The following is a 23,945-nucleotide window of genomic DNA, read 5'->3' as shown; positions in this document are numbered from 1 at the left end:
GGACACTGTCCAAAAGTAAGGTGAACTTGCTTTTGGCAGTTCCTTTTTTCATTAATACGAATAATTTATAAATTTTATCGTTAATTGTTCGGTTTTTAGTTGAAATACAATCGGATAATTGTTATATTTACCAAGGGATAAAACAATTTAAAGAATTCATCTATTTTTCCAAGGGGGATATTATGAATACCCATTATGATGTGATCGTTGTTGGAGCAGGTCCAGCAGGGATATTTACGAGTTATGAACTAACAAGACAACTGCCAGAAGCCAAAATTTTATTGATTGATAAAGGTCACGATATTTATGCAAGATCATGTCCTATCTTAGAAAAGAAAATTAAAAAATGTCCGCCTGCAGCTGGAAGAAAAGAATTCGCTGGCTGTCTGCCTGCTTGCTCTATTACGAATGGTTTCGGCGGTGCCGGTGCTTATTCAGATGGGAAGTTCAACATCACTTCCGAGTTCGGCGGCTGGATGACAGATTATCTTTCAGAAGATAAAGTAGTGGAACTGATTAAATATGTTGATGAAATTAATCTAGATCACGGTGCAACGGATTCCATTACAGACCCTCTTACGCCCGAAGTAAAAGATATTGAAAAACGCGGCTATGCTGCAGGCTTAAAGCTGCTGCGTGCACAAGTCCGTCATTTAGGAACTGAACAAAACTTAGAGATTTTAAAAAGTATATATGAGTATTTAAAAACAAGAATTGATATGAGATACAAAGCAGAAGTTGAAGATATCCTTACCGAGCGAACAGAGTCGGGATATACCTCAAAAGGAATTCTTTTAAAAGATGGGACTTCGCTGACTGCTGAAAAAACAGTAATTGTACCAGGACGTGATGGATCTTCATGGCTGACAAAGATTTTAAAGAAGCGCCGTATTAAAATGACTGCTAACCAAGTGGATATTGGTGTACGTGTAGAAACATCAAACCTTGTGATGGAAGAGATCAATGAGCATTTATACGAAGGAAAGTTTGTTTTCAATACTTCTGTGGGAACAAAAGTCCGAACATTTTGCTCCAACCCTTCTGGACATGTTGTTGTTGAAAACCATTCAGGGGTCATGCTTGCAAACGGCCATGCATATAAAGACCCTAAGCTTGGAAGCGAGAATACAAACTTTGCTTTGCTTGTATCGCATCAGTTTGCTGAACCTTTTGACCAGCCAACAGAATATGCGCATGAGGTATCAAAATTAGCCAATAAGCTTTCAATGGGCGGTCTCGTTGTGCAAAAGTATGGAGATATTCTAAAAGGGCGCCGATCTACTGAAAAACGAATCAAAGAAGGTTTTCTGCGTCCTACTTTAAATGAAGCAGTGCCTGGAGACCTCGGTCTTGTACTTCCTTACAACACAATGAAAAGCCTGATTGAGATGACGGAAGCTCTAGACAAAGTAACGCCCGGAATTGCATCGGAACATACGCTTTTTTATGGTGTAGAAGCTAAATTCTATTCAGCACGTCCAAAGCTTGATGATAAGTTTGAATCTGAAATCGGTGGATTATATGTTGGCGGAGACGGAGCAGGAATCACACGCGGTCTTGCCCAAGCAAGTGCATGCGGTGTATGGATTGCTCAAAATGTTGCTGCCAAGTTAAAAGAAAAAATGCCGGCTATGGTGTAAACAAAAAACACGATGCAAGAAGGATCACTCCCTCTGCATCGTGTTTGTTTATTTATGTTGAAAATATGACGATTCTTCCTCTGATCAAAGCAATGATAAAACCAACAACTGCTCCGATTATAGCTGGTATCAGCCATCCGATCCCATCGGCATACAAAGGAATATGGTAGTAAATCTGATCGATCGCCCCTAAGTTCATACCAAACGCTTTTAATCCATCTGCAATCGATACTAATGCCGTTGCGATGATTGAACCGAGATATACTTCCTGGCGCCCTGAGAATGCGTCATGGAAGAATGATAAGATGATAAGCACAATAGCTACAGGATAAATGGCTGTTAGGACTGGAACAGATATGGTGATCAACTGGCTAAGACCAACATTCGCTACTCCTGTACTAAAAATACTTAATACAAGAATGACAAGTTGATAAGGCAGCTTCGGAAACATTTTATGAGCAAATTCGCCCGTAGCTGTTACAAGTCCAACAGATGTTGTTAAACAAGCAAGTGCCACTGCTAACCCTAGTAAGAGGTTCCCCGGCTCTCCAAACAGCTGAAAAACTACATTCGTTAAGATCTGTCCACCATTCTCCGATTTACCAAGAGTCTGGCTTGTTGCGCCAAGATATGCAAGGATGCCATAAACGCCTGCTAAACATACAGCGGCAATGACACCAGCTTTTATAACCATCTTCGTTACAGTTTCTTTTTTCATGCCTGGTTTTTTTACGGCAGAGATTACTACGATTCCGAAAGCCAGAGCACCAAGCGTATCCATCGTTAAATATCCATCCATGAATCCTTTAACCAGCGGGCCGTTCTCGTATTCTGGTGTAGCCTGTCCAAGTTTTCCGACAGGTGTAATTAGCGCTTTTACAAGTACGGAACCAATAATGAATAGCAATAACGGCGTTAAAATATTCCCGATTCGATCCACTAACTTAGAGGGATTTAACGCAAGCCAATACGTAATCGCAAAAAATATAACTGTAAAAATAAACAATGCCAATTTTGTATTTATTCCTTCAGGAAGGAAAGGCAATGCAGCCATTTCAAATGCTACTGTCCCTGTTCTTGGAATACCAAAAAACGGTCCAATCGCTAAATATAATATAATTGCAAAAACTGCTCCGAATAAGGGATTAACGCGCTCAGTAAGAGTATGCAGCCCCCCGCCCGCTCGTGCTAGTGCGATAACACCTAAAAGCGGCAGACCCACTCCAGTTATGAAAAAACCAGCCATTGACTGCCAGACCATTTCCCCTGCTGCCTGCCCCAATGCTGGCGGAAAAATTAAATTCCCTGCTCCAAAAAACAATGCAAATAACATTAACCCCACCGAGAGTGTTCGTTTCTCCATGTTTGTGTTCCTCCTCTGTGGTCAATCAACTAATCTATATTTATCGAATTATGTCGAATTTTTTTAAATACCATATGTATTTGTAACATGATTAGCGATTGGAGTCAATATTCAGATATAATGAATTTTCTAACAAATTATTACAAGAGTGAAGGACTGAGATATTCTCAGCCCTCTTTTATTATTATTAACGGTTTGTAGGGAATATACGGCGGATCGTATCATTGAACTCTTTAACGAATCCTGAAACCGGATTACCTTTGTTTATGTCATCTGCCCAGCCATTCATACGGTCGATGAAATCAGGGTTTGTTGAGACAAATACATCATTGATGTCTGGGTCCGTGTTACGGACTGCATCCCCGATTTTTTCTTCTGTCTCTTTTGTAAGCTTCATGTTTTCGCCGCCTTCAAGCTTAGCAGCTACATATGCATTATCATCAGTTACGATAACAGTAGCATCCTCAACTTCTTTAAGATCGGTTACTTTATTTGCAGCTTCATCTGCCACATCCATACGAGCGTTTTCGTCGTATTGGTTGTCCGTACCCATGTTCATATCCATGTCCATGTCACGGTCTGCACGATTGTCGTAGTTTACTTCTGTCATGTTATTGCGTGCTTCTTCACCCACGTCTTTATCGTTATTATTCATACCGCAAGCTCCAAGGAAAGAAGACAGCATAACGGCCATAGAAGTAACCAAAATTGTCTTTTTCATTTTACGATGACACTCCTTTGATATTTTTTTGACTGTCATCTTATAAAATTTGTAGGGATGAGAGAAAATATACATGGCGAAAAGTTTTAACAGTACATAAAATCGAATAAAAAAAACGCTACCATTAAGGAAGCGTATTATTTAAACCATTCATTTGAGTATGTGCTTTTATTTTTCGGCTTGAAGATCAGCCAAGCAATTAAACATAGTGCAAGCAAAGAGAATGCGTAAATACTGATTTTATGAATGACATCCATCACAATGTACCAGCGTCCTGCAAGCTGATATCCGATTAAAATAAAGAATGAACACCAAAAAACAGCTCCGCAATATGCGTAGATAGCAAACTGTCTAAATTTTAAAGAATACATGCCTGCGAAATAAGCAGTGAGATGCCTGACGCCAGGAACGAAATAGCCAAAAAACAAAGCTGTTTTTCCGTATTTCGTAAAGAAACGCTGCGTTTTATTTATTTTTTCATCAGAGATTCCGATTTTAGGACCTAATTTATATAATAAGGGCTTTCCGCATACCGTTCCAAAATAATAGCTTCCCGTTATACCTGTTAGCGCTCCCAAAAATGCACTTAATACAGCGGGCACCATAGGCAGGTCACCAGCAAATATAAAATAACCGATCGTAGCTAACAGAATCTCATCGGGAATCGGCAATCCAATTATGCCTAAAGCTAATAATAGAAAAATACCGAAATAGCTATATTGATAAATAATATTTATTAAGTCAAATTCCATGACGTCACCAACTTCTTTTATTACACCTTCTACCATTGTACCGATAATATGGGGTATTTGGAAAGAGGAAAACAAAAATTGTTAAGAAAATGTGTCTATCATAACATATGCTAACTTGGACGAGATGGATACTAATCTAAAATTAACGACATATCTCGCCACGCATAACACTCCTCAGAAAGTTTCTGATTTCCAATTGTAATCAATTCTTCATCTATCTTTTTCCCGCCAAGTGAAATATATGCTTTTTTTGCAGGATTATCTCTTAAAACCCACACAACCATACTTTTTTTACCTTGATTTACAAGATGATGACTGAATTTTTTTATCAGTTTTGTTCCAAAACCTTTTCTCTGAACTTCCTTAAGAAGGTAGAAAGCATAAATTTCACTATCATAAGGATGATCAGAACGAATACGGCCTCCAGATATAAACCCGCATATCTCTTTTGGATCATACTCCAAGACTAAAACGGTATGAGACGGACCTTGTAAAAGCCATTCCTTCCATCTAAGAGTCCTTTCGTTAATTGACATTTCTGCAAGATAATTAGAATTTACTAATTCCTTATAGGATGCCTGCCAGCTTTTCACCTGAACTTCCGCTATTTGCGCTGCATCTTTTACTTCAGCATGACGAATATTCATTTCTAAACCCACCACTTATCTTGAGGAATCAAGGTAACTGACAACTTAAAATGTTCCTCAAACCATGTTTTCAGCTGTGTGGCATGAACTAAATATTCTGATGCAGCATGTGAAACACCTATTAAACTCATCGTCGTGGATTGGCAGTATTCTTTCATTTCATCAAATTTTTTCTTGCCGTATTCATTATCTATATGGCAATGCACTTCACCAGTTATGTACGCCAGGGCTCCGAGCTTTTCTGCTTCTTGCATCGCATAAACTTTGTCTCCGCAGCCTGCAACAATTGCAACTTTCGTGATTGCAGAATGAGATGGTCCCTCAACATCTGTGTATGGGATTTGGAAGATGCTTTTTGATTTTTCAATGAGATCCTCAGTTGTTGCAGATGGGATTTCACAAATTACTCCGCAAGCTCCTTTTTCATCTTTAAAAAACTCACCCACAACCTTGCAACCATATGCTTCTACCATCGCGTCACTTGTACTGATCGTTCTCGAATAATCCAGTGGAACGTGAAGTGTAAAAACAGATAATCGTTTTTCTTTCATTTTTGAGATTAAATCTGGATTGATAGGCAGAAATCCTCTCCCCCATTTCCCTTGAGGATCCCCACATTCCATCACAAGCGGATGGTGCATAAAGAGAAGATCTCCTGGATTGCTTTCTTCAATAAACCGTTTGAGTACTTCGTCAGTTGGAAATACAGCTAAGAATATGCGCCCCACTTCCTCTTCACCTTTTAACATAAATCCATTAAACAACTGATTAAATTCCGGTTCGAATTCTTCACGCCAGTTGAATTTAATAGGATCATAGACCATTGGAATAAAGCGGCTGAACGCTGGGTCTGTTCCTATTTCTCTGTACCGGAAAAGTTCATCTATTGCTTCATCTATTTTTTGTAATTGTGCCATTTAATTCGCTCTCCTCTTTTCGATAAAATAAACAATCTCTGGATCCCCTTCATCCAGATTGTCTATTAAACCGCTTTTGGTAAAGCCGTTAGCTTCAAAGACCTTATGCATTTCAGTCATATGTGACATCAGCGCACTCGCAGCCCCCCATCTACGCTGGTCGACCACTTCTCCTATTTCTTATTTTCTTCGGTCTGTTCCTATCATTTCTTTATCTAATACAACTATATTTTCCAAATCTGTGTTTTTCGCCTTTAGTATTTTCACTGTTTTTCCTCTTTCATTTTTTGTTCTTTCCCTCACATTTGCTACAATATGAAAAAAGAACAGGAGTTGAGAAAATGCCTATCGCAGATATAACAATCATTCCAATCGGCACTGAAACCCCAAGTGTAAGTGCCTATGTAGCAGAAATACAAAAGGTACTTCAGCAAAATGAAGGTAAAGTAAAATATCAACTCACACCGATGAGCACATTGATTGAAGGTGAGCTTTCCGACCTCTTCGACGTGATCCAGCAGCTTCACGAAGTTCCATTTACAAATGGCATTCAACGCGTTGCTACAAACATCCGCATCGATGACCGCCGAGATAAAAAATCGACGATGGAAGGTAAACTGCAAGCGGTTGAAGAGCAGCTGAGACGCTCGTAAATCTCGGGAACCGCTCGTAAATCTCGAGAACCGCTCGTAAATCTCGAGAACCGCTCGTTCAGCGATGATAAACTCCGCTGAACGAGCATAAAACCTACGCGAGCGCGCATAAAACCTTCACGACCGCGCATAAAACCTTCACGACCGCGCATAACAACGTCATATTCAGAAAAAAGCTTACTCTCGACTGGCATTTCAGCCCGCTAGAGTAAGCTTTTCTTCTATTATTCTCCTTTAGTAGAACTTACTTCTGCTTTTTCTTTTGTTCCTGCAGCGCTTGGTTCTTTTTTAGCAAATTCGATGCGAAGGTCGTCAATGCTTTGACGAACGTTCCCTTTACCTGAGAAGTTTTCTAGCATTTCTTTTACATCAATCCCAGAGGAGGCTTTCAAGGATTCTTGCAATGTGGACATCAAGTTTGTTGCATAGCCCGTAATGCGGTTGGCTCCGCCGTTTTCACCGCCGCCTGTATCTACGACAGTGATCTTATCAATATTAGATAGCGGTGCTGCAACCTGTTTCGCATATTCCGGAAGCATCTTGATCATCATATCCATCATGGCTGCCTGACCGTATAGCTCGAATGCTTCGGCGATCTTCTGTTTCGCCTCTGCTTCTGCAAGACCTTTTAGGCGGATAACTTCAGCTTCAGTTTCCCCTTTAGCACGTTCTGCTTCTGCTCTGGAAAGACCGTCGAGTCGAACCTTTTCTGCTTCCGCTTTTGCCATTGCTTCTACACGGTACTTATGTGCATCAGCTTCAGCGACCTGCTTGCGCTTTTCCGCTTCTGCTGATTGTTCAACTGCGTATCTGTCTGCGTCCGCTTTCTTTTTCACTTCTGAATCGTACTGTTTTTCACGGCGCAGAATTTCTTTTTCTTCAAGCTCGATCTGCTTTTGACGTTCGATGATCTTAATCTGCATCTGTTCTTCTGTAACTTGTTGTTTAGCGATGGCTTCTTCTAAATGATAAGCCTGGTCAGCACGCGCCTTCGCAACATCTTGTTCACGACGGAATTCGGCTACCTTCAGCTGGTTCATCTTTTCAGCTTCCGCTACTTCTGTTGCACGTCCTAACTCGGATTGTTTAGCTTCTTTATCTGCTTCTGCGCGTTTGATGCGAGTTTCTTTTTCGGCCTCTGCCATTGCCATATCAGCATCACGCTTGATTTGTGCAATACGCGGCTTACCGAGTGCATCGAGATAGCCGTTTTTGTCACGCAGGTCTTTAATGGTAAATGAAACGATGATTAATCCCATTTTTGCTAGATCCTGTGAAGCCACACGCTGAACTTCTTGAGAAAATTTTTCTCGGTTTTTATAGATTTCTTCAACAGTCATGGAACCTAGAATCGAACGTAAATGTCCTTCTAATACTTCACGTGCTTCGTTTTCACGATCTTCTTTTAACTTTCCTAAAAACTGTTCCGCAGCTGTTGCGATTTCACCGATCGAACTTCCGACTTTAATGATTGCTGTTCCATCAGCCATAACTGGAACACCTTGTTCTGTATACACTTCTGGCGTTTGAACATCCAGTTTGCTCGTTAATAGGCTAAGAGGTTTCGCTTGCTGGAATACCGGCAGAACGAACGTACCGCCTCCGCGAACAATTTTGATTCTGTTGCCCGACTCATCGATATTTACATTTTTGCTTCCTAAGAAGCTTCCTGTAACGATTAATGCTTCATCAGGACTTGCAGTTCGGTACTTTGTAATAAAAACACTAATAAGTGCTGCTAGCAGAAAAACCGCAATCCCAATCACAATAAATAATGGTGAAAAAGTCATGAAATCCCCTCCAGATTAATGAAAATATGTTTGTTCTACTTGCTCATACCGCATAACCGAAACGACACCTTTTTGGATATCAATAATTAAGATTTTTTCCCCTTGCTGAATCGGTTTGTTATCCATACTTATTGCGGTTTTTGAGATTCTACCGCTTATTCCCTCTATTAATATTTCTCCAAAACCATCAGCCGGAACTGACGTAATGACTGTTCCCACTCTTCCTTTTAAATCCTCATCCCGATAAGCCAATGATTCTTCTGCCGATCGAATAGGTGTTAAAACAAAAACATTTAAAAGGGTTACGAGTAAAATGGAAAGCAGACAGCTGAACACAAGGTTGAACCAGCTATTGATGCCGGTCATAACCTCCAGCAGATAACCAGAAGCGCTGCCGATTGTAAAGAAGGAAAGAATAAGTGCCGGGTGCAAGAATTCCATTGCTGCATCAAGCATGTCACCAAAAAGAATATAAACAAACGTGATACATCCAAAAACGATGAAACTTCCTAAGTATATGGTTGATAACGGATACCCGAACAGTTCCATGGTCATCTCTCCTTATCCTTTATTGAACTATTATTTTTAAATAACAAGCCCCCCATGTCGAATTTCTTTAACCATATCAAAAAGAATAAGAAAAAAATGTAAAATTTTGTCGACAGTAATACAAATTCCAATATTGGTTGTATATGTAAATTTACGGACAACAAAATAAAAAGTTTCAGTTTGTTAAGAATTTTTTGTATAATTTTGTTAATGAGAGGATGGGATGTATGTATACAGAAGATTTGTGGATACATTTGAAAAGACATGAGAACAAAGAAGATGCCATTCATATGAAAAAATACATGAGGGATCAGTTTGAATTCTTTGGTTTGCGTTCACCAGTTCTGAAAGAAAGCTTTAGAGCTTTTATTGAAGAAAAAGGACTTCCTCATGCCGAAGAACTGCCTTCATTTTTAAAAGAAACCTGGGCTAAACCTGAACGTGAAATGCAATATGCAGGGCTAACGATTGCTGACAAGCTAAAAAAGCATACGACTAAGAGCGACATTGAGTGGATTGAATATATCATTATAAATAAAAGCTGGTGGGATACCATCGATCACATAGCTAAAAACATTGCGGGCTATTATTTTATAAAGTTTCCTGAAGAAATAGTTCCTGTAACAGAGCGATGGGTCGCATCAGAAAATATCTGGCTGATGAGGTCAGCAATTCTGTTTCAATTGGGGTATAAGGAAAAGACCGATAAAGAACTGCTGGCACATATTATTAAAGAGACGAAATATCAACAAGACTTTTTTATTCGTAAAGGTATCGGGTGGGCATTGCGGGAATACGCAAAGGTCAATCCAGATTGGGTGTGGGAGTTCGTACATACAGAAGAATTAAGCCCTCTTTCTTATAAAGAAGCAATCAAAAATATTAAAAAAACTAAGCAGCCGTTATGATTAACGGCTGCTTTTTCATGTTTATTTATGAAGGCTTTCCTAATTTAGAGACAACGTATCGTATCGCATTACGGAATGACACAAAGGTTTTCTGATTTGTATCAATTCCAAGTGTCACCATGTTCTTAACCATGTCTTGTTTAAATCCGCAATATAGGACTTCAGCCCCCATTAGTTCAACCGTAGTTGTCAGTTTCTGAATTTCCTGGCCTAAGTCAGGATCTTCTACCGTAGTAATTCCTGAAAAGTCTATAATGACATATTCAGCATGATAATTTAAACATTCGTTTAACAATTTAGTTGTTAGGTTTTCCATTCTCTCTAATGTCAGCTCACCGATAAGCGGTACGAGAAGTGTATTTTCGGCGATTGTCGGCAATATGGGAGTAGATAATTCATTAATGATCGCTTTTGTTTTTTCCTTTTCTTTTTCACGCTCGGTAATGTCTCTCCATGTCAGGATAAAGCCCAGTTTTTCTTCTTTGACAATGAGTTCTTTTACGACCAGTCGGGCAATAAATTTATTAAATAATACAAGCTGCATGTCGATTGGAAAATCACCTTTTTGAAGCATTTCTTCTTGATAAGATGGATTTTGATGAAAACGGGCAATCGGAGTACCAATCAGATCTTCTGCTTTATCCAGCCTAAAATAGGTCTTTAGAGATTCAATAAATCCTTTTGCTGAATCATTCATCCAGGCAACCTTATAATCTAAATCTATAATAAAAATATTTTCTTCTAAACAATTAAGTGTATCTATAATGGTATCCTCTAAATGGTAAACCATAAAAGCTATCCCCTTCTCTCATTTCCTGTATATATCATATCCGAGTTCGACAAAATCTTCTATAGAATTCATCTATATTCTCAAGTTTTCCAGCACATTCCGCTCATAATGAAAGCGCTGTCTTAATCTTTACAAAGATATTTGTTGTAACCTCCCTAAACTCCATGTAAAATGTCCCTATCAAACATACAAATGTATTTCTCAGAAAAACATAAGGGGTGTAGCAAATGGTAAATCATGTTTCTGTAGGACTTTTAGGATTAGGTACAGTGGGCAGCGGTGTCGTTAGAATGATTGAAGGAAACCGTGAAGAACTTCAGCATCGTGTTGGCTGTCCGGTTTATATTGAAAAAATCTTAGTTCAAAACACCGAAAAAGAACGTTTGGTTGCAATCAAAAATGATTGGCTGACACAGCAGCCGCAGGAAGTACTTGAAAACCCCGATATTCATGTTGTTATTGAAGTAATGGGAGGCATCGAACTTGCCCGTGAATATATCACGCTTTCTCTGCAAAACAAAAAACATGTCATTACAGCAAATAAGGATCTCATGGCACTTCATGGGGCTGAACTTCTGCAAGTTGCTCAAGAAAATGGATGCGATCTTTTCTATGAAGCAAGTGTTGCAGGTGGTATTCCGATTATCCGTTCACTCGTCGACGGTCTTGCATCTGACCGCATCACAAAAATGATGGGGATCGTGAACGGAACAACGAATTACATCCTCACTAAAATGGATAAACAGCAGCGGAATTATGAAGAAGTTTTAAAAGAAGCACAATCACTCGGTTATGCAGAAGCCGATCCGACTTCCGATGTTGAAGGGATTGATGCGGCAAGGAAAATGGCGATTTTATCAACGCTCGGATTTTCAATGCATATCCATCTTGATGATGTAGATGTAACGGGTATATCAAGAGTGACACAAGAAGATCTCGAATACGCAAGGCAATTCGGTTATACCCTTAAGCTAATCGGAAATGCAAAAAAAGATAACGGAAAAGTGGAGATCAGTGTAGAACCTACTTTGCTGCCGGATTCGCATCCATTAGCAAGTGTGCAGAATGAATATAATGCTGTTTATGTATACGGAGAATCTGTCGGTGAGACGATGTTTTTCGGACCCGGTGCCGGTCAGCTTCCTACAGCTACATCCGTCGTGTCAGATCTAGTTGCTGTAGTCAAAAATATGCGTTTAGGTGTTAACGGTAAAAGCGCGGTTGCTCCGCAATTTGATAAACAATTAAAGCTGCCTGAAGAGATCGATGGAAAGTTCTTTTACAGACTGCACATAAAAGATGAGGCTGGCGCTTTCTCAGCGATCACTTCCCTCTTCGCCCTTCATGATATCTCATTGGAAAAATTGATTCAGAGTCCCGTTGATGAAAAGGGTTTAGCGGAAGTCGTAATCGTTACTCATGGCACAAACAAGCTGCAAGATAGCCACGTATACAACTTGCTGCGTGATTCAGATGTTGTTCAGGAAATCAAAAGTCATTACAGAGTGGAGGGTGCTTAATATGAACTGGAATGGATTGCTGCAGCAATATAAAGAATACTTGCCTGTAAATGACGCCACTCCCCTGCTTTCTTTAAACGAAGGTCATACTCCCCTCATTCCATTAGATCAACTATCAAAGGAATGGGGCATCAACCTATACGCGAAATATGAAGGTGCCAATCCAACGGGTTCTTTTAAAGATCGCGGTATGGTACTTGCTGTTGCCAAAGCGAAAGAAGCTGGCAGCAAAGCGATTATCTGCGCATCAACAGGCAACACTTCAGCAGCTGCCGCCGCATATGGAGCCCGCGCAGGTTTGCGCTGTATCGTCGTGATCCCAGATGGAAAAATCGCGCAAGGCAAGCTTGCACAAGCCAAAATGTACGGAGCTGAAATTTTTGCTATTCAAGGTAATTTTGATGAAGCGCTTGAAATGGTAAAACAAATGAGCGAAGAAGAAGGCTATACACTTGTTAATTCGGTAAATCCATTTCGGTTAGAAGGTCAAAAAACAGCCGCCTTTGAACTTGTAGATTCACTAGGAAAAGCGCCAGACATTCTCGCAATCCCTGTCGGAAACGCCGGCAACATAAGTGCTTACTGGAAAGGGTTTAAAGAATACGATTCGGTTAAAGCTTCAGGTCTGCCAAGGATACATGGCTTTCAAGCAGCCGGTGCTGCACCCATTGTAAATGGCAGCGCCGTTAAGAATCCAGATACGATCGCTACAGCTATCCGAATCGGCAACCCGGCAAGCTGGCACCTAGCTACTGCGGCTCTAGAGGAGTCAGGCGGTATCATCGACAGTGTAACAGATGAAGAAATTTTAGAAGCGTATCAGATGCTCGCTTCAAAAGAAGGTGTGTTTGCAGAACCCGCTTCCTGCAGTACAATCGCAGGATTATATAAACAGCATAAGCAAGGACTCTTGCCAAAAGGAGCTTCTATCGTTGCAGTATTAACAGGCAATGGATTGAAAGATCCTGACATCGCATTAAAAACTGTTGCACAAGAACCTGTTGTAATTCCGAATGATCTTGATCAATTACGTCAGCAGCTGAAAGGATGTGCAGTATAAATGAAGCTTGATGCTTTTTCCATTCATGTACCCGCCAGCACTGCAAATCTTGGTCCGGGTTTTGACTCTGTAGGGCTCGCACTCAATCGTTACTTATCTGTTCATGTCCAGCCTGCATCAGAATGGAAAACGGTTTTTTACGGCGAAGAACTGCAACCTTTAAATGGTGAAGAAAAGAATTTAATCGTTCAAGCAGCTCACTATACAGCGAAGTCTTATGATAAAGATCTACCTCCTTGCAGATTGGAAGTTGAGAGCGAGTTCCCGCTTTCAAAGGGAATGGGAAGTTCCGCATCAGCAATCGTTGCAGGTATAGAACTGGCTGATACCCTTTTAAATCTGCAGCTTTCAAATAAAGAAAAAGCACTTTTGGCATGCTCGTTAGAAAAGCATCCTGACAACGTGATACCCGCTATTTATGGCGGGCTGACAATCAGCTTTTATAATGGAAAAGATGTCGAAACGGTCCATGTTCCTGATGTTGCTGTTGAAATGATTGTCGCGATACCTGATGAGGTTCTGCATACGAAAGAGTCACGAAAGTCGTTGCCAAATCTTCTTCCTTTTAATAAAGCGGTTGAAGCAAGCGCAATCAGCAATGTACTTGTTGGAGCTTTAATTAAAAACGATTGGAAAAAGGCTGCAGATATGATGAACCGTGATCTGTTTCATGAACCATTCAGGATAAAGAACATCCCGTTTTATTGTGAACTAAAAGAAAAGGCTGTCTCGCTCGGAGCATATGGTGCAGCGATCAGCGGGTCTGGTCCTGCGATCGTATTCTTTACACCTCATCAAAAAGCAGCTTCTATAACAGAACAGCTTTCATATATGTATCCAGACTACCTTTTCGAAACGGTTTTCCCTGACAGAAAAGGTGCAGTGGTAAATAAGTCTTTATCTGCAGCTGCCTTATAGGACTTACGATACTTTTCCTTCAGATCGCGTTTCGTTTCACAACAGCGTGGTAAAGGACTATATCAAATCCTTTAGGAGGGATAAAAGTGACGGAAGAAAAGAATGAAGCGGTTAAAGAAAGTTTCAAAGAGCAGGAAAAAAAGAGGCAGGAAAAAGAACAGGCAAAGTATGATCAGACGAAACGGATTCCAAATGAACAGAACCGAATGATTGATACTCAGAAAAGATGAGGATTCTCAAATGGTCATGCAGGAGAAGAAATGTGGATTGATGGGTAAATCTCGTAGATTCCAGACCAATATATTTGGATTCGAGCCCGAAATTTTTGGATTCAAAGTCAAAACTTTTGGATTCCCGCCTAAATGACCTCATCATATAGAATAAGGCCGACTAAAAAACTTTAGTCGGCCCTTTTCGTTATTGGTTTTTTGCGATCTGGAATTCGTCTCGCAGTAGTGTCCAGTTTTCCGGGAATGGTTCCCCAAGTACCCAATACGCAAGACCTCTAAGCTTATATTGTTTTACGAGCTTATTTTTCGCCTCGGCACTTTGTTCATTTTCAAACCAGACAACGTGTTCTTTTCCATTGTCGTCTTTATAGTTGAAGAACGGAGCATGTGCTTCGTTATCATATTTTACTGTGGCTTTTTCTTTTAATGCTAGGTCGTGTGCCTCTGCAGGAGCAATACGCTTCGCAAATTTATTACCTTTTTTATAAGGGAGTGTCCAATCATAGCCATAAAGCGGTGCACCCATTATAATTTTTTCAGGCGGTATAACAGAAACCGCGTAATCAACAACTTTCTTTACTTGCGGAACAGGTGCTACAGCCATTGGAGGTCCGCCAGACCAGCCCCACTCGTAAGTCATAAGTACAACAAAATCAGCCAGTTCTCCATGACGCTTGTAATCATGTGCACCATGCCAAGGTCCTTTTTGTTCATCACTTGTTTTTGGAGCAAGTGCTGTTGAAACCTTGAAACCTTCTTTCTGCACCTGAGGGATGATCGTTTCTAAAAATCCGTTATATAGTTCGCGGTCTTTTTCTTTAATATGTTCAAAATCGATATTCAGCGCTTTGTAGCCTTTTTGTTTCATCGTGCTGATTACACTGCCAATAAGTGTTTTAGAAGCTTGTTTATCAGTAAAAATGTTATGTGCGATCTCTGGAGAAAAGTTGCCTTCTGCGAAGTTCGTTAAGACCATCATAGGCATCGCACGTGTCTTTTTAATCTCATTAAGTGCAGCCCAGTCCTTGATAGGTATTAATGTACCGTTCTTGTTGACTTGATAGCTGAAAAAAGCGATATAAGTAAGGTCGTTTTCTGCTTCTTTAACATCTTTAACCGATTGTTTCGCTTCAAGCGGCTCTAAAAAACCAAGTGTTTCAATCTTTGTTTTTCCGTGTTTGATCTCAGCTTTTGAAGTATCCTGCTGTGTCTTTTTAGGTGAATTAATCTGTTCAAGCCGAGGGCTTTCTCGTGTTTCATTGTTCATATTCTTCGGTGCAGCTTCACTCTCTTTCATTTCATTAGAGCCTCCGCCGCAGCCGGCAAGTACAATCGTGAACGCCGCAAAGAGCGCGACTAATTTTTTCATACATAAACCTCCTCTGTTTTCGTTATTTTTCCATGAGGAGGTCAGTAATATTCTTAATTATTTTAAAAGATACGATGGTTCAAAGCTGATAAATTTATTTCCAGATAAAATAGGCACAATAGAACTGACATTCAATTTCAGGCAATAATCTACATCCTTCCCAAAACCGCGTTCTACTAATTCTCTGCCGCTTCCGCAATTTCTTATCAAATTAGATAGTATATGCTTTGATCCTTGAAATGCTTGTTTGCAAACGAAAGCTTCTGGAGATAATGAGCCTTCGAGTGATGAGATAATGGCTCCTGCGCCTAAATAGTCTTCGATAGCGGGTCTTAGTTCATTTTCATCGGCAGAAGAATTTTCCCAGCGTTCGCCGCAAGCAATAATCGTGATTGGCTTTCCAGTCTTTTTTTTCACTTCTGAAGCCGCTTCTGCAACGGCTTGTGCGTTTCGTAGAGAACCCATTAAAAGCCCGGGAACTTTTTTAGCTGCATCTACACACGCAGCACCATTTAGAGAACAAAGTACATATGATTTCCCCCGATCATCTGCCGTGAAAGAGTTCGGTGAGAGTGAATGCTTCCCCGTTTTAATCGCCTCTGCTCTGCCGACAACAAGCTCAGCAACGAGCTGATCTGCATATTTTTTCGCCTTTTCGTTAATGGGCGGAGGAAATGGATAGATAACCGCTTGATTTTCCATAGCGGCTATTACAGTTGAAGAAAAACTCAAAACATCAACGATGATTAAGATTTCCTCTCTTTTTGCCGCTTCCTTTGCTCCTTTTATTCCCCACTCTACCTTAATCTCATAAGGCGATTGATCAAAAAATGTATTCATTATATGTCCTCCTTCATTTCTAGCTATAAAAAGCATATCGAGAAAATAAAAAAAGAAATAGACTGTTTTTCTAAAATTTGGTATCCTGTTGATTGAGGTCTGCCTAGCACATTCGTAAATTGTCCGTAAAAAAAGACTCCAGTCATTGGAGTCTTTTCGTATTTAGATGGCCCAGTTACCGTTTTTGAATAGCGGAATGCGTTTGCCATCTTCATATTCTGCTTCAATTTCAAGGTCAGCAGAACCAATCATGAAATCAGTATGGCCGCGGCTGTGGTTAATTTCTTTTTCTTCCATCTGTTCAGGTGTAAGGTTTCCTGCATCTTTTACAGACATCGTGATCGAAGTACCAATTGCCAAGTGACAAGATGCATTCTCATCGTACAGTGTATTATTAAAAATGATGCCTGAGTTTGAGATTGGTGAGTCATAAGGCACTAAAGCTACTTCTCCTAAATACCCCATACCATCATCTATGCTAAGCAGCTGTTTCAGTGTGTCGTAACCCTCTTCAGCTGTAAATTCTACTACTTTTCCATCTTTAAACGTTAAGCTGAAATTGTCGATAAGGTTCCCCATGGCTGACAGCGGTTTCGAACTTGATACTTTTCCATTTACACCATATTTTCTAGGTGTAGTGAACACTTCTTCTGTCGGCAGGTTCGGAATGTAGTAAGTACCGAATGTAGAATTATGTCCTCCCCCAATCCACGTATGGTCAGGATGCAAATCAATGCTTAAATCTGTTCCTTCTGATTTATAATGAAGTGTTTTAAATCTCTGCTCGTTTAAGTAATCCACTTTTTCTGAAAGTGTTTTAACATGCTCATCCCATGCTGCAACTGGATCCGACTGATCTACACGAACCGTTTTGAAAATCGCTTCCCATAAATCATCAACTGCTTCTTCTTCACTTTTTTCAGGGAATACGGATTTTGCCCAGCCTGCTGTCGGTGCACCAGCAATCGCCCAGTGCATATCCCCTCTAAGCTGCCCAGCAGAAAAGGCCTGCAGCTTTTCGCCTCTGTTCTTTTGAACAAACATCATACGCTCTGAAGGAACACCTTTGTAAGCGTTCGGGTCATTTCCTGTTACCATCAAGAAACAATCGTGATTTTCTATCAGACTGTTATATTTTTCGATCTCCCAAGATTGAAGGTCATCTTTCAGTACTTCTTCTTTCGCGCTCGTATAATGAATGCGGTTGGTTTGGGTATCAACCCAGTCCACCATCACTCTTTTACAACCATTCTCATAGGCGTGTTTTGTTACTTTACGGGTAAATTCTGCAGCTTCGATCGGAGAACTAATTAATAGCTTCTGTCCCTCTTGCATGCTTAATCCAACTTTTACAACGAGTTCAGCGTATTGATCTAATTTTTCCTCAAATGACTTCATTTCTTCCCCTCCAGTTGGTTCAAATAAAAACGACTGATAAGTTTATAATATACATTATAAAGTAAAATGAAAATTTAGACTAATTAAAACTAAAAAAAGGACCACTTTTTTATTCACGGCCCCAGCTTTACATCTCTATTATTTTTTGTTTAATACAAAACCTATATGAGAAAGCGCGCTCTCTAAGTTACTCGTAATAATAATATCGTGAAAATCTACATCTACCTTCATCGTTTTTATAGCCAGATCAGGTCTAAACCCAGTAAGAATCGGCGTTACACCAATTAGTTTTAAAAGCTTTACGATGTTAAGAAGATAGCTGCTAACCGAATTATTTATCTGGCTAATCCCAGATAAATCAATAATCATGTACTCTAAATCTAAATCCATACTGCTGTTTAATGTATTTTGTATGATGATATCAGCTCGGTATTCGCTTATATGTCCAATGATCGGCAAAATGGCAATACCCTTTGTAAGAGGAACAATAGGCACTGATAAATCTTTAATTTCTTTGTTGGCTTTGTCCAGTTCTAAAACATAAGTTAAGAGTGAAGACATCGTCTCGAAGAGCTCCACATGCTGTTCAGTAAACTCAAACCGATTTGTATCAAGCCCGCAAATTGTACCGTAATTTTCTCCGTCCTCGTAATAAATAGGGATCGCTATAAAACTCCCGCTTCCTAAACTAGCTGTAACATTCAAATGTTTCGTACGCTCATTCTCCATGATATCTTCAATAAGCAGAATTTCCTTGCCTTGATCTACACTAACTTTACAAAAGGTTTCATGAAAAGGCAGAGTGGACCCTTCTTCTAATAATGTTAGTTCTTTGTTGATTACTTTTTTAATTTCGTTCACTTTTTGATCGTTTTTTGCAATAAACAACGTGTTGATATTAATCAGCTTACTCATAAAATTAAGGATATTTCCCGTTGCTTCCTCAAAATTCTTCACTGATTTAGGGTGAAAAGAAATTGACAATGTCTTGACCGACCTTTCATGAATAAGCTCTAATTATATATTTCAAAACTCTAACTAACTATTTTCCCTAATTTGCAGAAATAAAACATTAATTTAAATTATTTTAGCCTCACAACCGTGATTCTAAAGACTTATCATAAAATAGCATTAAATAAGGTTTTTATATATTTTTCCCCAATTTTCGACTATAAAAAAATAGTCCATTTAATAGTAAAAATTCCCCATTACAGAAAGAAAACAAGGGATATATCTCCTATTCTAGTATTCGACATGACGTGGTAACATTTTGAATATGCGGAATTATTCGACAATAATTATTGTTGATTTCCAGCCGTGAAATTACTTCTAGGGGGGATTTTAGTGAAAAAGGGAAAATGGGTTTCAGCAGCCCTTGCAGCGATGTTAAGCTGCAGCACTTTTGCGAGCGTAAGCGCCGCACCTGTCAATGTTCTGTCAGATGTCAAGGCATCATCAGTCGAGGAAAAAAGCCATAAACACACAGGTGGTCCATTCGATTTAGCAGTGGCCAACGATGAAAGATTAATAGAAATGCTCAAGAAGAACGGACAAATTTCAAAGAATGCCAGTGAAGCACAGGCACAAGCAAAGCTTCAGCAGTTTTTGAAGAACAAACAAGAGCATGCTGAATCTCTTCCAAAAGGAGAGCTTGAAGACGAGCATGCTAAAAAGGATGAAAAAGGACACAAGAAGCATAAAAAAGATGGATTAAAGCATGGCAAGAAAGGTAAAGGCAAAGACATCAAGCCGGTTGAAGAAGAAAAATGGACGGGCGGACAGCGAGTTGATAACGTACTTGTACTTCTAATAGAGTATCCTGACTTTAAGGCAAAAGATATTGCACCTGAAGAAACAGATATGCATTATGATGAATACTTAAAAGAACACTATGAAGATATGATTTTCGGTGAAGATGGATATGAAGGTCCAAATGGCGAAGATCTGGTTTCAGTAAAAGAGTATTATGAACAGCAATCAGGCGGCAGCTATTCGATCACAGGTAAAGTTGGCGGTTGGTACCAGGCACAACATCCTGCAGCTTACTATGGCGGAAACGTTCCTGATCCAGACGGAAGTGACGCTAAGCCGCGTGATCTGGTTAAAGAGGCATTAACTGCTGCAGCTAATGACCCAGAGATTGATTTAAGTGAGTTCGACCAAGAAGACCGCTATGACTTAGACGAAGATGGAGATCTTCGTGAACCAGATGGATTAGTGGATCACCTAATGATCGTACATTCTAGTGTTGGTGAAGAAGCTGGCGGAGGTTCTCTAGGTGGAGATGCGGTATGGAGCCACCGATGGAATCTAGGTGGTATCTTCTCTATTCCAGAATCTCCATCTCCGGAAGTTGACTACTGGGGAGCAGATACAATGTATGCTTACGACTATACAATCGAACCTGCTGACGGAGCAGCTGGCGTATTCGCACATGAATATGGCCACGACTTAGGGCTTCCTGATGAATATGACACACAATACACTGGATCTGGCGAGCCTGTAGCATATTGGTCGATCATGTCTAGCGGAAGCTGGGCTGGGGATATTCCTGGAACTGAGCCTACTGGATTCAGTGCATGGTCGAAAGAATTTTTACAATCTAGTATGACTGAGTCAAACTGGTTAACAGGTGAAACGTATCATCTTGATGAATTAAATCCTAAAGGTACTGAAATCCTTTTAGATCAAGCCAATACAAAAGGAACGAATAATGACGCTGTTCGAGTAGACCTTCCTCAAAAGGAAACGGTCGTTAATACTCCTTTCAGCGGTGATTATGAGTACCATAGTGGAAAAGGCAACAACCTGAATAACTCAATGGTAACTTCTCTAGATTTAACAAATGCAACATCTGCAGAGCTTACTTTTAAAACTTGGTATCAAATTGAACAAGATTGGGATTATGCATCCGTTCAAGTACAAGAAGAAGGCACTGACACTTGGGTTTCAATCCCTGGTAATTTAACAACAGAAACTGATCCGCATGACCAGAATCCAGGACATGGTATTACGGGTAACTCTGATGGATGGGTTGACGGAACATTTGATCTTTCATCTTATAAAGGCAAAAAGATCAATGTAAAACTGAACTACTGGACAGATGTTGCTGCTGTTGAATCTGGTTTTTATGTAGATGACGTAGCAGTTAATGTTGATGGCACTCAAACACTGTTTGATAACGCTGAAGGTAAGCCTGTGTTTACTTTAGAAGGTTTTAAGAAAGACCAAGGTAAATTCTATTCTGATCACTACTATCTATTAGAGTGGAGAAACCATGAAGGCGTTGACGAAGGTTTAGCACATATCCGCCGTGGCGACAGCTTGATGCAGTACGATGGCGGATTGGTAGTTTGGTATGTTGATGATAGCTACAGCGATAACTGGACAGGCATCCACCCTGGTGATGGATTCTTAGGAGTCGTTGATGCAAACCAGGAAACACTAAAATGGAGTGATAACTCTGTAGCATCCGCTCGTTACCTCGTCCATGATGCAGCGTTCAGCAAGGAAAAGAGCGAAAAAATGTTCCTTGATTATCGTGAATTGCTTGGGTTAACGATGACAGATAAGAACGTTAGTCCAAACCCTAAGTTTAACGATAAACAAGATTACAGCAACCCTGGCAATCCACATGCTGGCCGTAATGTACCGACTTACGGACTTCAATTTGAAGTAGTTGGTTCCAGCAAGGACGATACAGTAGGAAAAATTAAGATCTCTCGCAGATAAATAGTACTTCAGCAAAACCCAATTGCTCCTACGCAATTGGGTTTTGTGTCATAATAAGTAATAAACAAGCGTATAGGGGTGGTCCTATGAAACAATGGCTGACGCTGCTAGTAGCTGTTTTATTAACAGTTGCAATTACAGCTTGTTCGAACACAAAAGACTCTAAAAGTGAACAACCCGTTGACAAAGAACCAACAAACGAGGCGGTTAATATGATAGCTAACGATGAAAAGATTATAGAGATGTTAAAGAAAAAAGGAGAAATACCTGAAGATGCTTCACAAGAGGAGATTACAAAAGCTCTCCAAAAATACTTAAAAAACAAAGCACCTGGACCTGGCACTTTAAAAGACGAAAAGGAAAAGCAGAATTATATTAATAAGCTGAAAGAAGAAATTCAAAAGAACAATAAGGAATAATTGGACAAATCCGAACTGGATTTGTCCTTTTCAATCTTTGTTGCAATTGGAAGTGGTTGATTTCCGCTCCAGAATGCTCGCTTTCCGGGGGGGCGTGCGGTGAGCCTCCTCTGCGCTTTGCGCCGATAGGAGGCTCACCTGTCCCGCTGATCCCCCAGGAGTCTCGCACCTTGCGCTCCAATCAACTTTCAACGATGCACTTTACAAAACAATCCGACAAAACCTTTTAAAAAAACCTTATTTATCTTTCCACCGATATAATGTAATTTCATCATACACCGGATCAAAGAGTTCATTTGATCTAAACGTTTTAACTTCCTCAAGATGATCTGATACATCTATCCCTTGTTCCTTAAATCCTTCAATTAGATGATTCGTAACATATATCTTCTTATTTTCATTGTACTTCTTGTCCAGTAAGAACAAATCATACGTGTAAAACCGCTTATGTTCAAATGGAACATCCAAGTACTGAAAGACACGGGTTTCTTCCCACGTGTATACAACGGTCTCTTCATCTTTTTGAGCGAGATAGTTTGCAGTCTGGTAGACAGCCGGAATTTTTTCCGTCTGTTCTTTTAGGATCGGGATACCGATGACTAGCTGCATAACAGCAAGACTCATACACGCCCACTTTAAAAGTGTGTGTTTCCTTGCAATTGACACGAGCCATAAGAAAAGAAGCATAAGTGTTATCGGGTAAGAATGTCTTGGTTTCTCTACATTTTGTGCAAACAGATTCCATAAAAAATAAATCAATAGAAGCGTCAGCATCACATAGTGTTTTCTTAGGAAGACGCCTGCATCTTTTGTTTTATTTTTCAGCAATGCAATAATAGAGATACCCGCAAAACCTATAAGAAGAATTGTTGACTTCGCAAACATTCCTACGTAAATGATATTATTAATGACAAGCTCGTACAGCCTCGTAAAAAAAGGCTCTTGAGTGTCAACTACTGTTCCTCCCCAAGATGTGAAATGACCCGAAACGAAAGCCATGGAGAGTTTAATAAACCCGGTCAAGCTCCCTTCCGTCATGATGAGAGCAACAAGCCAAATCATCTGAAATAAAACAGCTAAGAAAATAAAGCCCGTTAAACGTATTGAATCTCTGTTTCTTTTATAATCAAACCACCATAAGAAAAGCAGCCCAACTCCAAAGGGAAGATACGACAGCCTGATTCCCATCAGGATTGAAAATAGGACTAAGGGCAAAAGCTGATAACGAATTTCATTATTGTGAAGACCTATATTTACGCTCCAAAGGAACCACCATAAGACCCCAATAGCAGAACCTTCAGACATCGGCTGGCTGACAAGTATCATGAAATAAACACTGGACTGAAGAACAAGTGTAACTATAAGAGCTGAGACCCGATCAACATACTTTCTAGCTAATAAATACATCGGTACCGCAGCTGAAACCGTTATAATGCCATTAAAAACAGATAGCGATAATGAGGGGTTATCTAAGAATAAATGAAAGACCATCCCTCCAAAAATGAAAATCGGATAGCCAGGAAAATGCGGCTGCATGGCTAGTAAATCATAACGGTCCAGCGCTAATACAAAATCCACCTGATCCCAAGTGCTCGGAAACGAAACGCTATACATAAACCGAATGAAAAAGGTATAGAAGATTAATATTATGACAGTTGCTGATAAAAGTTTTTTTGTATTAAACATTCTCTTTCCCTTTCTCCGATTTTCTCCTTTTATTCCTATGTAA

Annotated in this window: 22 protein-coding genes and 1 pseudogene; 9 read left to right on the top strand and 14 right to left on the bottom strand. The window is 39.9% G+C overall.

Features of this window, described 5'->3' with window-relative positions:
* The first annotated feature begins 182 nt into the window (after positions 1-182).
* A complete protein-coding gene (locus ACFW35_RS03780; protein WP_379843892.1) occupies positions 183-1,640 on the top strand; it encodes an NAD(P)/FAD-dependent oxidoreductase in 1,458 nt (485 codons plus the stop codon).
* A gap of 52 nt (positions 1,641-1,692) precedes the next feature.
* Here ACFW35_RS03780 and brnQ read toward each other — a convergent pair whose 3' ends face one another.
* The 6 genes and pseudogenes from brnQ to ACFW35_RS03750 all read right to left on the bottom strand — a co-directional run.
* The gene (brnQ, locus tag ACFW35_RS03775; protein WP_379843890.1) at positions 1,693-3,003 is read right to left on the bottom strand and encodes a branched-chain amino acid transport system II carrier protein; all 1,311 of its coding nucleotides are present in this window, start codon (positions 3,001-3,003) and stop codon (positions 1,693-1,695) included.
* A 187-nt stretch (positions 3,004-3,190) separates the two neighbouring features.
* A complete protein-coding gene (locus tag ACFW35_RS03770; protein ID WP_379843889.1) occupies positions 3,191-3,724 on the bottom strand; it encodes a YhcN/YlaJ family sporulation lipoprotein in 534 nt (177 codons plus the stop codon).
* 137 nt (positions 3,725-3,861) lie between these two features.
* The gene (locus ACFW35_RS03765; RefSeq protein WP_379843887.1) at positions 3,862-4,476 is read right to left on the bottom strand and encodes a DedA family protein; all 615 of its coding nucleotides are present in this window, start codon (positions 4,474-4,476) and stop codon (positions 3,862-3,864) included.
* Between the two features lie 131 nt (positions 4,477-4,607).
* Positions 4,608-5,123: a GNAT family N-acetyltransferase gene (locus tag ACFW35_RS03760; RefSeq protein ID WP_379843885.1), complete on the bottom strand. Its 516-nt coding sequence runs from the start codon at positions 5,121-5,123 to the stop codon at positions 4,608-4,610.
* 2 nt (positions 5,124-5,125) lie between these two features.
* Complete coding sequence (locus ACFW35_RS03755) at positions 5,126-6,040, bottom strand: Nif3-like dinuclear metal center hexameric protein (protein ID WP_379843883.1); 915 nt, start codon at positions 6,038-6,040, stop codon at positions 5,126-5,128.
* Positions 6,041-6,199: pseudogene (locus ACFW35_RS03750) on the bottom strand (GNAT family N-acetyltransferase); the annotation flags it as partial.
* A 182-nt stretch (positions 6,200-6,381) separates the two neighbouring features.
* Here ACFW35_RS03750 and ACFW35_RS03745 point away from each other — a divergent pair.
* Positions 6,382-6,693 (top strand): MTH1187 family thiamine-binding protein, encoded by a 312-nt coding sequence (locus ACFW35_RS03745; RefSeq protein WP_379843882.1) that lies wholly within the window; start codon positions 6,382-6,384, stop codon positions 6,691-6,693.
* A gap of 224 nt (positions 6,694-6,917) precedes the next feature.
* Here the strand turns inward: ACFW35_RS03745 and ACFW35_RS03740 are convergent, their stop codons facing one another.
* A complete protein-coding gene (locus ACFW35_RS03740) occupies positions 6,918-8,483 on the bottom strand; it encodes an SPFH domain-containing protein (protein ID WP_379843880.1) in 1,566 nt (521 codons plus the stop codon).
* Positions 8,484-8,498: 15 nt separating this feature from the next.
* Positions 8,499-9,032, bottom strand: a complete 534-nt coding sequence (locus ACFW35_RS03735; protein WP_379843879.1) for an NfeD family protein — start codon at positions 9,030-9,032, stop codon at positions 8,499-8,501.
* A gap of 227 nt (positions 9,033-9,259) precedes the next feature.
* On the opposite strand from ACFW35_RS03735, the gene ACFW35_RS03730 reads away from it, so the two are divergent.
* Positions 9,260-9,940, top strand: coding sequence for a DNA alkylation repair protein (locus ACFW35_RS03730; protein WP_379843877.1), 681 nt, complete (start codon positions 9,260-9,262; stop codon positions 9,938-9,940).
* Between the two features lie 25 nt (positions 9,941-9,965).
* Here the strand turns inward: ACFW35_RS03730 and ACFW35_RS03725 are convergent, their stop codons facing one another.
* The gene (locus ACFW35_RS03725; protein ID WP_379843876.1) at positions 9,966-10,730 is read right to left on the bottom strand and encodes an STAS domain-containing protein; all 765 of its coding nucleotides are present in this window, start codon (positions 10,728-10,730) and stop codon (positions 9,966-9,968) included.
* 227 nt (positions 10,731-10,957) lie between these two features.
* On the opposite strand from ACFW35_RS03725, the gene ACFW35_RS03720 reads away from it, so the two are divergent.
* From ACFW35_RS03720 to ACFW35_RS03705, 4 genes are all read left to right on the top strand, one after another.
* A complete protein-coding gene (locus ACFW35_RS03720; protein ID WP_379843874.1) occupies positions 10,958-12,250 on the top strand; it encodes a homoserine dehydrogenase in 1,293 nt (430 codons plus the stop codon).
* A gap of 1 nt (position 12,251) precedes the next feature.
* Positions 12,252-13,310 carry a threonine synthase gene (thrC, locus tag ACFW35_RS03715; protein ID WP_379843873.1) on the top strand — a complete coding sequence of 353 codons (1,059 nt, stop codon included), beginning with the start codon at positions 12,252-12,254 and terminating at the stop codon, positions 13,308-13,310.
* Positions 13,311-14,228 (top strand): homoserine kinase, encoded by a 918-nt coding sequence (gene thrB / locus ACFW35_RS03710; protein WP_379843871.1) that lies wholly within the window; start codon positions 13,311-13,313, stop codon positions 14,226-14,228. It abuts the gene before it with no gap.
* Positions 14,229-14,314: 86 nt separating this feature from the next.
* Positions 14,315-14,458, top strand: coding sequence for a hypothetical protein (locus tag ACFW35_RS03705; RefSeq protein ID WP_379843870.1), 144 nt, complete (start codon positions 14,315-14,317; stop codon positions 14,456-14,458).
* A 187-nt stretch (positions 14,459-14,645) separates the two neighbouring features.
* Here the strand turns inward: ACFW35_RS03705 and ACFW35_RS03700 are convergent, their stop codons facing one another.
* From ACFW35_RS03700 to ACFW35_RS03685, 4 genes are all read right to left on the bottom strand, one after another.
* Positions 14,646-15,827, bottom strand: coding sequence for a glycosyl hydrolase family 18 protein (locus ACFW35_RS03700; protein WP_379843868.1), 1,182 nt, complete (start codon positions 15,825-15,827; stop codon positions 14,646-14,648).
* Positions 15,828-15,884: 57 nt separating this feature from the next.
* Positions 15,885-16,667, bottom strand: coding sequence for a 2-phosphosulfolactate phosphatase (locus ACFW35_RS03695; RefSeq protein WP_379843867.1), 783 nt, complete (start codon positions 16,665-16,667; stop codon positions 15,885-15,887).
* A gap of 162 nt (positions 16,668-16,829) precedes the next feature.
* Positions 16,830-18,065, bottom strand: coding sequence for an aminopeptidase (locus ACFW35_RS03690; protein ID WP_379843865.1), 1,236 nt, complete (start codon positions 18,063-18,065; stop codon positions 16,830-16,832).
* 138 nt (positions 18,066-18,203) lie between these two features.
* Positions 18,204-19,022 carry a GAF domain-containing protein gene (locus tag ACFW35_RS03685; RefSeq protein ID WP_379847373.1) on the bottom strand — a complete coding sequence of 273 codons (819 nt, stop codon included), beginning with the start codon at positions 19,020-19,022 and terminating at the stop codon, positions 18,204-18,206.
* 387 nt (positions 19,023-19,409) lie between these two features.
* Between ACFW35_RS03685 and ACFW35_RS03680 the strand changes: the two genes are divergently transcribed.
* Together ACFW35_RS03680 and ACFW35_RS03675 are read left to right on the top strand one after the other, a co-directional pair.
* Positions 19,410-21,797 (top strand): immune inhibitor A domain-containing protein, encoded by a 2,388-nt coding sequence (locus tag ACFW35_RS03680; RefSeq protein WP_379843864.1) that lies wholly within the window; start codon positions 19,410-19,412, stop codon positions 21,795-21,797.
* 86 nt (positions 21,798-21,883) lie between these two features.
* Positions 21,884-22,216 (top strand): hypothetical protein, encoded by a 333-nt coding sequence (locus ACFW35_RS03675; protein ID WP_379843862.1) that lies wholly within the window; start codon positions 21,884-21,886, stop codon positions 22,214-22,216.
* 237 nt (positions 22,217-22,453) lie between these two features.
* On the opposite strand, the gene ACFW35_RS03670 is transcribed toward ACFW35_RS03675, so the two are convergent.
* Positions 22,454-23,902 (bottom strand): hypothetical protein, encoded by a 1,449-nt coding sequence (locus ACFW35_RS03670; protein WP_379843860.1) that lies wholly within the window; start codon positions 23,900-23,902, stop codon positions 22,454-22,456.
* Between the last annotated feature and the right edge of the window lie 43 nt (positions 23,903-23,945).

The organism is Fictibacillus sp. NPDC058756, assembly GCF_042746035.1.
In the GTDB taxonomy this organism is placed as follows: domain Bacteria; phylum Bacillota; class Bacilli; order Bacillales; family Fictibacillaceae; genus Fictibacillus.
This window is presented reverse-complemented; position numbering and strand designations above follow the sequence as displayed.